The sequence below is a fragment of the Microbacterium umsixpiens genome (assembly GCF_053543675.1).
In genome coordinates this window covers 6,674-16,271 of the sequence record NZ_JBLVOH010000225.1, presented here as the reverse complement: position 1 = coordinate 16,271, position 9,598 = coordinate 6,674, and the positions used below count along the sequence as shown (strand labels likewise).

The following is a 9,598-nucleotide window of genomic DNA, read 5'->3' as shown; positions in this document are numbered from 1 at the left end:
GTTGATCCGCCGGCGTGGGTGCGGCGGCCGGCGGCAGAAGTCGCGGCCGCGTGGGAATCCGTCGACGGCCGGAGGTGGCAGGTGATGGGCATCGGCCCGGTATCGATGCCGCTGCTGTTCGCGGCGGCGGCCGCGCTGCTGCTGACGGTTCTGCTGGTGGTGTTCCTCATCTCGCGCCGACGTGGGCGCTCGAAGACCGTGCTCGACGTGCATACCGCCACCGGGCGGACGACGGTCGATCGCAACGTGGTCGACGCCGTGCTCACCGAGCCTCTGGTCCGGCGACCCGATGTGCTCTCGGCCCGCACCGGCACCTACCGTGTCGGTCAGACGCGCGCGGTCGAGTTGGCCGTGACCGTGCGGCCGGGGGCTCCACTGGCGAACGTCGTCGCGGCGGCCGAGGCGGCGATCGGCGAATGGGACGAGCTGCTGGGGTCTCGAATCCCGATCCTGCTGCACCTCTCCGATCGGCGCTGGAGCGAGGGTTTCCGCTCGCCGACGAGAGTGCGGTGATCGGGTGCGACGGCGACACAGACCAACGCACGGACCACGTGCGTGAACACGCGAACCCGAGACACGGGTGCGATGAGAGAAGGAGACGCCATGGGCGCTGAAGACAAGATCAAGGCCGCTGCGGAGAAGGTCGCCGGCAAGGCGAAGGAGGCCGTCGGCAAGGTCACCAACGACGACAAGCTCGTCGCCGAGGGCAAGGCCGAGCAGGCCAAGGGCGAGATCCGCGACACGGCCGAGAACGTCAAGGATGCGTTCAAGAAGTAGCGGACGCGGGGAGGGACCCGACCGGGTTCCTCCCCGATCACTCCCAGGTCGGTCGGCGAGGATCCGATCCGGTGAGGCGTCGGTTCCGAATCTCCTGTGGGGATCGGATCGAGGGGTGGGGAACAGATGGAAGAGGAACGCTTTCGCAGAGCGCTCGAGCAGGCCGACGACGGCATCGTCGCCGGACGTGCGATGGACGGCGACGTCGAAGCCTTCGCGGTGCTCGTGCGGAGATACACGCCGATGATGCGTGCGTACACGCAGCGGATGCTGAACGCCTCGGCCGATGTCGACGACATCGTGCAGGAGTCCTTCGTCACCGCCTGGCAGCGGTTCGGCGAGCTCGACGACCCGTCGAAGGTGAAGAGCTGGCTGATGCGGATCGTGAGTCGGAAGGCGGTGGATCGCATTCGTGCGGCCCGACCCGTCGTGGACATCGACTCCATCGATCGCCCGGCGCCTCTGCACGCCTCGCCGTCGGCGGTGGTCGAGGTGCGAGCCGGAGTCGCCGCCGTCGGTGCCGCGCTGCGCGAGCTGCCCGATGCCCAGCGCGAATGCTGGGTCCTGCGCGAGATCGGCGGCTACTCCTACGAGGAGATCTCGGAAGAGCTCGGCATTCCCGTCTCCACCGCGCGAGGACTGCTCGCGCGGGCCCGGAAATACATGATCGTACGGATGGAGGAGTGGCGATGACCGACGAGAGAGACATGCCAGAAGTCCGCCGTCTCGGTCTGGAACCGAGCGATCTCGACGGGCACACGCTCGACGAGCTCACCGACTACCTCGAAGCGGGACGACAGCCCTCCGACCGCTCGATCGACGAGTCGCCCGGCTGTCAGCTGGCGCTGGACGCGCTCGAACGCCTGCACGGTTTGGGGGCCGAGCTGATCGCGGCCGAGACCGCCGCGGAACCGGAGGTCGACGCGGGCTGGGTCGACCGCATCCTGAGTGGCATCGCGATGGACGCGCGCGCGGGCCGGCGAATCCCCTTCGAGTCGCCGGATCCGTCGGTGGACCTGGCGATCACCGAGGGCGCCGTGCGCGGTCTCATCCGCTCGGCCGAGAGCGCCGTTCCCGGATTGCTCATCGGACGTTGCCGCCTCATCGGCGATGTGACCGTCCCGGATACGCCGATCCGTGTGGAGATCGATGCCAGCGCGTTGCACGGACAGCCGATCCCGGCGATCGCGGACCGACTCAGGGCTGAGGCCGATCGGGCGCTCCGGGCGCACACCGAGTTGAACATCGTCGCGATCGACATCGCGATCCGGGACATCAGGGAGGTGTCCTCGTGGACGCAGGAGAGCTGAGCGAAACCGAGACGCGCGGAGCGCACGCCGCCGCGATCGAGGCAGCGATGCGGGCGACGCCCGGCGTGCGCAGTGTGTATCGCTCCGGATCGCTGATCTCGAACCTGCTGCGCGCAGGTGTCGCGGCGCTCGGCAGGAGACAGGAGGACGAGCCTCTCGTCTCTGTCGTGCCCGCGGGCGAGGGCGTCGCCGTGGAGGCCTCGATCGGTGTCGACTCCGATGCGAGGTCGGCGGACACCCTCCACGCGGTGCACGTCGTCATCGACGCCGTGCTCGAGGAACGGGGGCTTCGCCGGGACAGTGTCACCCTCACCGTCGTGCACGTGCAGTCGGCGGCAGCGACGGTGTGAGACGAGCGGGTGCCGCCCTCGACCGAGCGAGAGCGGCACCCGTGGGGCGAACGCGATCAGGCGATCGCGCGCAGCCCTTCGACGAGCGGCGTGGTGGGGCGGCCGATCAGCCGCGCGAGCGTGCCGTCGGTGTCGGCGAGGGCGCCATCGCGGATCCCGGCGTCGAGAGCTGCGACGAATCCGGCGGTTCCCTCATCCAGACCCGCTTCCCGCAGAGCCGCGAGCTGTTCGTCGAACGAGACCGGGACGAACGCGACCTCGCGTCCCGTGACCTCGGAGAAGGCCGAGGCCAGATCGCTGTAGGTCCAGGCGACGTCGCCGCCGAGCTCGTAGACCTCGCCGACGTGCCCGTCTTCGAGCGCGACGACCGCCGCCGCCTCTGCGAAGTCCTTGCGGCTGGCCGAGGCGACCCGTCCGTCACCGGTGCCCGAGGTGAGCACGCCGGTCTCGGCGGCGCGAGCGAGGTCGGGGGCGTAGTTCTCGGTGTACCAGTTGTTGCGGAGGATCACGGCGGGGAGTCCCGCAGCGCCGATCAGCTCTTCCGTCGCCTTGTGCTCGGGCGCCAGGACCAGGTCGCTGGTGGTCGCCTTCGGTGCGCTGGTGTAGATGAACTTGGAGACCCCGGCGGCCTTCGCGGCGTCGATGACCGCCTGGTGCTGGGCCACCCGGTGTCCGACCTCCGACCCGGACACGAGCACGACGGTGTCGACGCCCTCGACGGCCGCGGCCACCGAGGCGGGGTCGGTGTAGTCCAGGCGGACGACGCGCACGCCGAGGTCGGCGGCCTTCGCGGTGTCGCGGGCTCCGGCGACGATCGACTGCGGGTCGGCGCCGCGCTCGAGGAGGCTGGCGATGATGAGGCGTCCGAGGTTGCCGGTCGCGCCGGTGACGAGGATGGTCATGAGGGTCCTTTCGTAAGTGACACCCTCGACAACCTCGCGACGGGTCGCACGCATTCCGATCTGCGGGTACCCACTTTGAAGTAAGGTACCCACATGACGGTTAGTTTCGCGCAGATAAAGGAATCCACGCCGTTCGTCTTCGATCAGAACTGCGGCACTCGGGTCGTCCTCGACCACATCATGAGCAAGTGGGGGGTGCTCGTGCTCTCCTGCCTGTCCGACGGCACGCACCGCTGGGGTGCACTGCGCCGCGAGGTCGACGGCATCAGCGAGAAGATGCTCGCCTCGACGCTGCGCACACTCGCCGAGGACGGGCTCGTGCATCGGGAGTCCCTCCCGACGGTGCCCCCGCACGTCGAGTACAGCCTCACGCCGCTCGGCCGCGATCTGATGGAGCGGATGCTGCCGCTGATGGAATGGGTTGCCGACCACGCCGACGGGATGCTCGAAAGGGGTTGAATCTGCGGATTCCGTTGCCAGGATGCGCCGTTGGCCGCGGATTCGGTCGGTGAAAGAAACCGTTGACGCGATAACCGCGGTGGCCCTACTGTTCTGACATGGCAGCAACGACGCCCATTCATCTGGAACGACCCGACGGCAAGGGTCTGGCTGCGGGAACCCTGGGACTCTGGGGGTCGACCGTCATCGGTCTCGCCTCGACGGCCCCGGTCTACTCGCTCGTCGCGACACTCGGCTTCGTGGTGCTCGCTGTCGGTGCGCAGGCGCCGATCGCCTTCATCATCGCCTTCGTCCCGATGCTCCTGATCGCCTTCGCGTATCGAGAGCTCAACAACGCGGTGCCCGACTGCGGCACGACCTTCACCTGGGGCACCAAGGCATTCGGTCCGTGGGTGGGCTGGATGGGCGGCTGGGGTGTCGCCGTCGCCGGTATGGTCGTGCTCGCCAACCTCGCCCAGATCGCCTCGGTCTACTTCTGGTCACTGATCGGACAGGACCTCGAGAACAACGACTGGCGCGTGGTCGTCGTGGCCGTGCTCTTCATCGCTGCGATGACCTGGGTCAGCTGGCGTGGAGTCGAGATCGGCGAGCGCATCCAGAACATCCTGCTGGGCATCCAGTACCTGGCGCTCGCGATCTTCGTGGTGACCGCGCTGTGGCAGTTCTTCGCCGGCACCGCCCCGAACCCCACGCCCTTCTCCTGGGAGTGGATGAACCCCTTCGCCTTCACGGACTGGTCGGGCTTCACCGAGGCCATCCTCCTCGCACTCTTCATCTACTGGGGCTGGGACACCTGCCTCGCCCTGAACGAGGAGACCAAGGACCCGAAGCGCATTCCCGGCCGCGCCGCGCTGCTGACCACCGTCATCCTGCTGTTCACCTACGTCGCCGTGACCATCGCCGCCATGATGTACGCCGGTCTGGGGGAGAGTGGCACGGGCCTCGGCAACGAGGCGAACGCCGACGACTTCTTCCTCGCGATCAAGGACGGACTGCTGGGGCCGTTCGGCTGGGTGCTGGTCGTGTCGGTGATCATCTCGGCGATCTCGTCGACGCAGACCACGATCCTGCCCACCGCCCGTGGCACGCTCGCGATGGGCGTCTACCGCGCACTGCCGGCGAAGTTCAAGGACGTGCACCCCACCTACAAGACGCCGTCGTTCTCGACGATCGTCATGGGCGTGGTCGCCTCGGCGTACTACATCGGCATGACGCTGATCAGCGACAACATCCTGCAGGACTCGATCCTCTCGCTCGGGCTCGCGATCGCGTTCTACTACGCCATCACGGGTTTCGCGTGCGTCTGGTACTTCCGCAAGGATCTGACGTCGTCGCCGCGGGAGTTCTTCTTCAAGGGACTCTTCCCGCTGCTGGGCGGGCTCATGCTGACCTGGGCATTCATCCAGTCCGCCATCGACATGTGGGACGTCGACTACGGCTACACCGTCCTGTTCGGCATCGGCGGCACATTCGTGATCGGCGTCGGCTCGCTCGCGTTCGGTCTGGTGCTGATGTTCGTCTGGTACCTGTTCCCGCGGTCGAAGCGGTTCTTCCGTGGCGAGAGCCTGAACCGGGAGACCCAGGTGATGGTGCCGGACGAGCCCAGCGTGACGATCCGCTCGATCGACGGCGGCATCTGAGGTCGCCCGGGCACGTCCGCGGACGTGTCCTAGGCTTGCTCCGTGCGCATCCGGCTCGACATCGCCTACGACGGCACCCACTTCCGCGGGTGGGCGAAGCAGCCGACGCTCCGCACCGTGCAGGGGACTCTCGAGGCGGCCCTCGCGCGGATCGTCGGCTCCGACGTGCAGTTCGTCGTCGCGGGCCGCACCGACGCGGGAGTGCACGCCAGCGGTCAGGTCGCGCACGTCGACCTCGACGAGAAGCAGTGGTCGCGCATCGAGGCCAGGCAGGGGCGGGCTCCGCTGGCTCCCGCAGAGACCATCGCCGGGCGCATGCGCGGCGTGCTCGGTGCCTACTCCGACGTCACCGTCACGAAGACGTCGATCGCTCCCGAGGGGTTCGACGCCCGGTTCTCGGCGGTGTGGCGGCGTTACCGCTACCGTCTCGCCGATACCCAGGCCGGGTTCGACCCGCTGCGTCGGCACGACACGACGAACATCCGTGGGAGTCTCGACGAGCAGGCGATGGATGCCGCGGCCCGCAGCCTCATCGGCCTGCATGACTTCGCTTCGTACTGCAAGCCGCGCGAAGAGGCGACGACGATCCGCACGCTGCTCGACTACCGCTGGGTGCGTGATGCCGAGGGCGTTCTCATCGCCGAGGTCAAGGCCGACGCGTTCTGTCACAGCATGGTGCGTGCACTCGTCGGCGCATGCGCGGCGGTGGGGGAGGGGCGCCTCGACGTCGAGGATGTCGTGCTGCTGCGCGACGCCCTGACGCGCACCAGCGAGTTCAAGGTCCTGGCGGCGCGCGGCCTGATCCTCACCGAGGTCGGCTACCCCGCCGACGAGCTGCTCGCGACGCGCGCGGAGCAGACGCGGGCTCGACGTGACGGCACGAGCCGCGTTCGCGATCCGGAGCCCGACCACAGCCTGGGCGAGTAGCGTGGAACGGTCATGAAGGTCATCTCGTACAACCTCCAGAAGCATCGCGCGGCCGGTGAACTCGCCGCCATCGTCGGCGAGCACGACCCCGACATCCTGTGTCTGCAGGAGTGCGACGTTCCGGAGTTGCCCGCAGAGATCGGCGACCTCGTGCTGGCGGATGCGACGCAGGGCAACCGCCTCGGGCTCGCGCTGTTCTACCGCTCGAGCACCTACCATCTGCAGTCGATCCGCACCCTCGGGTTGAAGAAGTCGCTGCACGACCGGATCGCGAAACCCGCTCACGAGCGTGTGCTCGGCGCTCGGCTGCGTGACATCGACGACGCCCAGGATTTCATCGTCGCCTCGTTCCATGCCGCACCGCTCACCGCGCTGAACTCGTTGCGTCGGCACCAGATCCGCGCGGCGCTCACCGAGCTCGCGACTCTCGGGGAGGGTCTGCCGCAGCTGATGGTCGGCGACTACAACTACCCCATCTTCAAGGAGAACCTCGGTCAGGCCGTGCGCGACCACGGTTATGCCCTCTCGCTCAGCGACGACCACACCTACACGCGTTACCGGGTGTTCCGCGGGCACTACGACTTCGCGACCTCGGCCGGTTTCGAGATCGAGCGCATCACGACGCTGCCCCAGGGGTCGAGCGACCACCGCCCGATCCTGGTCACGGTCAAACCCGACTGAGTCGGCGGTTTGGGCATCCGCGCCCGGTGGCGTATGATTTCCCTTTGGTGCCTTTCCCGTTCGCGGGAATGGGCATCGTCCGAACGTGAGCCCTCCACTGGCGTGTTCCTCCCTGTCGGGAAGAACCACCCCGGAGTGGGATTCACGAACTTCTCCGTTCGACACAAGAAAGCAGCACTATCGTGACGCGCACTTACACCCCCAAGGCTGGCGAAGTCCAGCGCGATTGGGTCGTCATCGACGCCACCGACGTCGTTCTCGGCCGTCTGGCTTCGCACGCCGCTACGCTCCTGCGTGGCAAGCACAAGCCGACCTTCGCCAACCACATCGACTCGGGTGACTTCGTCATCATCGTGAACGCCGACAAGGTCGCGCTCACCGGTCAGAAGCTCCAGAAGAAGCTGGCCTACCGCCACTCGGGTTACCCGGGCGGCCTGAAGTCGGTCACCTACGCCGAGCTCCTCGAGAAGAACCCGGTTCGCGCTGTGGAGAAGGCCATCCGTGGCATGCTCCCCAAGAACAGCCTCGGCCGCCAGCAGCTGACCAAGCTCAAGGTGTACGTCGGTGCCGAGCACCCGCACGCCGCGCAGCAGCCGCAGACGTACACCCTCGACCAGGTCGCCCAGTAAGCGCCGTAAAGACTTAAGGACATACTCGTGGCTGACATCCAGGACACCACCGAAACCCCCCAGAACTTCTCGACGTCGACTCCGGAGACCGACGTGGTCGAGGCGGCTCCCCGCCCCGTCCTCAGCGTCCCGGGTGCCGCTGTCGGCCGTCGCAAGCAGGCCATCGCCCGCGTGCGCATCGTCCCCGGCTCGGGCACGATCACGGTCAACGGCCGCACGATCGAGGACTACTTCCCGAACAAGCTGCACCAGCAGCTGATCAACGACCCGTTCACGGTGCTGAACCTCACCGGTGCATACGACGTCATCGCGCGCATCTCCGGTGGTGGCCCCTCGGGCCAGGCCGGTGCGCTCCGCCTCGGCATCGCCCGTTCGCTGAACGGCATCGACGAGGAGAACAACCGTCCGACCCTGAAGAAGGCCGGCTTCCTCTCGCGTGACGCTCGCGTCAAGGAGCGCAAGAAGGCCGGACTCAAGAAGGCCCGTAAGGCGCCTCAGTACTCGAAGCGTTAAGGTCCACTGCTCCGATGCCGATCTTTGGCACGGACGGCGTGCGAGGACTTGCCAATGGCATCCTCACCGCCGACCTGGCGCTCACCCTGGCCCAGGCGACTGCTGTCGTCCTGGGCCAGGGCCGTACTGCGGAGGCTCGCAAAGCCGAAGGCAAGCGACTCACCGCAGTGGTCGCCCGGGACCCCCGGGTCTCCGGACACTTCCTGACGTCGGCCGTCTCCGCGGGGCTCGCCTCCTCGGGGGTCGATGTCCTCGAGGCCGGTGTCATCCCGACCCCGGCGCTGGCGTTCCTCGTCGCCGACCGTGACGCCGACTTCGGTGTCATGATCTCGGCCTCGCACAACGCCGCTCCCGACAACGGGATCAAGATCTTCGCCCGCGGGGGCCGCAAGCTCCCCGATGAGGTCGAGCAGCGCATCGAAGAGGCCATGCACGGCGAGATGCTGCGCCCGACGGGTGCCGGCGTCGGTCGTGTCGACCGCTTCTCCGACGCGGAGGACCGCTACGTCGTGCACCTCCTCGGCTCGCTGCCGAATCGTCTCGAGGGCATCCACGTCGTGCTCGACTGCGCCCACGGCGCGGCATCCGGCGTCTCGCCCGAGACGTTCCGCGACGCGGGCGCCGAGGTGACGGTCATCGGGGCCGACCCCGACGGCTGGAACATCAACGACGGAGTCGGCTCGACCCACCTCGACAACCTCGCCGAGGCTGTCGTGCGTCTGGGCGCCGACATCGGCATCGCCCACGACGGCGACGCCGACCGCTGCCTCGCCGTGGACGCCGAGGGCAATCACATCGACGGTGACCAGATCATGGCCATCCTCGCGGTGTCGATGAAGGAGCGCGGACGCCTCACCGACGACACGCTCGTCGCGACCGTCATGAGCAACCTCGGCCTGCATGTCGCGATGCGCGAGCACGGCATCACGGTTCGTCAGACCGCCGTCGGCGACCGCTACGTGCTCGAAGACATGAACGAGGGCGGATACGCGCTCGGCGGCGAGCAGTCCGGTCACGTGATCATGAGCGAGTACGCCACCACCGGCGACGGCATCCTCACGGGCCTCCACCTGGTGGCGGAGATGGCGCGGCAGAAGAAGTCGATCGCCGAGCTCGCGTCGATCATGACCGTGTACCCGCAGGTGCTCATCAATGTGCGCGACGTCGACAAGGATCGCGTCGCAGACGACGAGGTCGTGCAGCAGGCTGTGCGCGACATCGAGGGTGAGCTGGGTGATTCCGGCCGGGTGCTGCTGCGCAAGTCCGGCACCGAGCCCCTGGTGCGGGTGATGGTCGAAGCCGCCGATGCGGAGTCGGTGCACGCCTACGCCGGACGACTGGCGGAGGTCGTGCAGGAGCGCCTCTCGCTCTGACACTCGCAGAACCTCGGAACCGGCCGGTCGCTGATCT

13 protein-coding genes are annotated in these 9,598 nt (G+C 67.8%); 12 read left to right on the top strand and 1 reads right to left on the bottom strand.

What is annotated here, in order from left to right; all coding sequences use genetic code 11:
- From ACNPM4_RS18855 to ACNPM4_RS18835, 5 genes are all read left to right on the top strand, one after another.
- Window positions 1-513 (top strand): hypothetical protein (locus tag ACNPM4_RS18855; protein ID WP_448986740.1); only part of this gene is annotated, 513 nt, incomplete at its 5' end.
- 90 nt (window positions 514-603) lie between these two features.
- Window positions 604-777 (top strand): CsbD family protein, encoded by a 174-nt coding sequence (locus ACNPM4_RS18850; RefSeq protein ID WP_029261149.1) that lies wholly within the window; start codon window positions 604-606, stop codon window positions 775-777.
- 126 nt (window positions 778-903) lie between these two features.
- Complete coding sequence (locus tag ACNPM4_RS18845) at window positions 904-1,470, top strand: RNA polymerase sigma factor (protein WP_029261150.1); 567 nt, start codon at window positions 904-906, stop codon at window positions 1,468-1,470.
- Complete coding sequence (locus tag ACNPM4_RS18840) at window positions 1,467-2,087, top strand: Asp23/Gls24 family envelope stress response protein (protein WP_448986738.1); 621 nt, start codon at window positions 1,467-1,469, stop codon at window positions 2,085-2,087. The genes ACNPM4_RS18845 and ACNPM4_RS18840 overlap by 4 nt, the downstream gene beginning before the upstream one ends.
- Window positions 2,069-2,437, top strand: coding sequence for a hypothetical protein (locus tag ACNPM4_RS18835; protein ID WP_448986737.1), 369 nt, complete (start codon window positions 2,069-2,071; stop codon window positions 2,435-2,437). The genes ACNPM4_RS18840 and ACNPM4_RS18835 overlap by 19 nt, the downstream gene beginning before the upstream one ends.
- Before the next feature lie 56 nt (window positions 2,438-2,493).
- On the opposite strand, the gene ACNPM4_RS18830 is transcribed toward ACNPM4_RS18835, so the two are convergent.
- Window positions 2,494-3,339 carry an SDR family oxidoreductase gene (locus ACNPM4_RS18830; RefSeq protein ID WP_448986735.1) on the bottom strand — a complete coding sequence of 282 codons (846 nt, stop codon included), beginning with the start codon at window positions 3,337-3,339 and terminating at the stop codon, window positions 2,494-2,496.
- A gap of 93 nt (window positions 3,340-3,432) precedes the next feature.
- Here ACNPM4_RS18830 and ACNPM4_RS18825 point away from each other — a divergent pair, with 93 nt between their 5' ends.
- From ACNPM4_RS18825 to glmM, 7 genes are all read left to right on the top strand, one after another.
- A complete protein-coding gene (locus tag ACNPM4_RS18825; RefSeq protein ID WP_029261154.1) occupies window positions 3,433-3,798 on the top strand; it encodes a winged helix-turn-helix transcriptional regulator in 366 nt (121 codons plus the stop codon).
- 98 nt (window positions 3,799-3,896) lie between these two features.
- A complete protein-coding gene (locus ACNPM4_RS18820; RefSeq protein ID WP_448986734.1) occupies window positions 3,897-5,438 on the top strand; it encodes an APC family permease in 1,542 nt (513 codons plus the stop codon).
- Window positions 5,439-5,480: 42 nt separating this feature from the next.
- A complete protein-coding gene (truA, locus tag ACNPM4_RS18815) occupies window positions 5,481-6,365 on the top strand; it encodes a tRNA pseudouridine(38-40) synthase TruA (protein ID WP_448986732.1) in 885 nt (294 codons plus the stop codon).
- A gap of 12 nt (window positions 6,366-6,377) precedes the next feature.
- Complete coding sequence (locus ACNPM4_RS18810; RefSeq protein WP_029261157.1) at window positions 6,378-7,046, top strand: endonuclease/exonuclease/phosphatase family protein; 669 nt, start codon at window positions 6,378-6,380, stop codon at window positions 7,044-7,046.
- A gap of 182 nt (window positions 7,047-7,228) precedes the next feature.
- Entirely contained in the window at window positions 7,229-7,675 is a 447-nt protein-coding gene (rplM, locus tag ACNPM4_RS18805) for a 50S ribosomal protein L13 (protein ID WP_029261158.1), read from the top strand.
- Window positions 7,676-7,702: 27 nt separating this feature from the next.
- Window positions 7,703-8,188: a 30S ribosomal protein S9 gene (gene rpsI, locus ACNPM4_RS18800; RefSeq protein ID WP_028502255.1), complete on the top strand. Its 486-nt coding sequence runs from the start codon at window positions 7,703-7,705 to the stop codon at window positions 8,186-8,188.
- Window positions 8,189-8,202: 14 nt separating this feature from the next.
- Complete coding sequence (gene glmM / locus ACNPM4_RS18795; RefSeq protein ID WP_029261159.1) at window positions 8,203-9,561, top strand: phosphoglucosamine mutase; 1,359 nt, start codon at window positions 8,203-8,205, stop codon at window positions 9,559-9,561.
- Window positions 9,562-9,598: the final 37 nt, after the last annotated feature.

Excerpts from the sequence above, each read along its gene's own strand:
- ACNPM4_RS18845 (WP_029261150.1), top strand. The coding sequence starts at position 904 with ATGGAAGAGGAACGCTTTCGCAGAGCGCTCGAGCAGGCCGACGACGGC.
- ACNPM4_RS18840 (WP_448986738.1), top strand. The coding sequence starts at position 1,467 with ATGACCGACGAGAGAGACATGCCAGAAGTCCGCCGTCTCGGTCTGGAA.
- glmM (WP_029261159.1), top strand. The coding sequence starts at position 8,203 with ATGCCGATCTTTGGCACGGACGGCGTGCGAGGACTTGCCAATGGCATC.
- ACNPM4_RS18830 (WP_448986735.1), bottom strand. The coding sequence starts at position 3,339 with ATGACCATCCTCGTCACCGGCGCGACCGGCAACCTCGGACGCCTCATC.
- ACNPM4_RS18810 (WP_029261157.1), top strand. The coding sequence starts at position 6,378 with ATGAAGGTCATCTCGTACAACCTCCAGAAGCATCGCGCGGCCGGTGAA.
- ACNPM4_RS18850 (WP_029261149.1), top strand. The coding sequence starts at position 604 with ATGGGCGCTGAAGACAAGATCAAGGCCGCTGCGGAGAAGGTCGCCGGC.
- ACNPM4_RS18820 (WP_448986734.1), top strand. The coding sequence starts at position 3,897 with ATGGCAGCAACGACGCCCATTCATCTGGAACGACCCGACGGCAAGGGT.
- ACNPM4_RS18825 (WP_029261154.1), top strand. The coding sequence starts at position 3,433 with ATGACGGTTAGTTTCGCGCAGATAAAGGAATCCACGCCGTTCGTCTTC.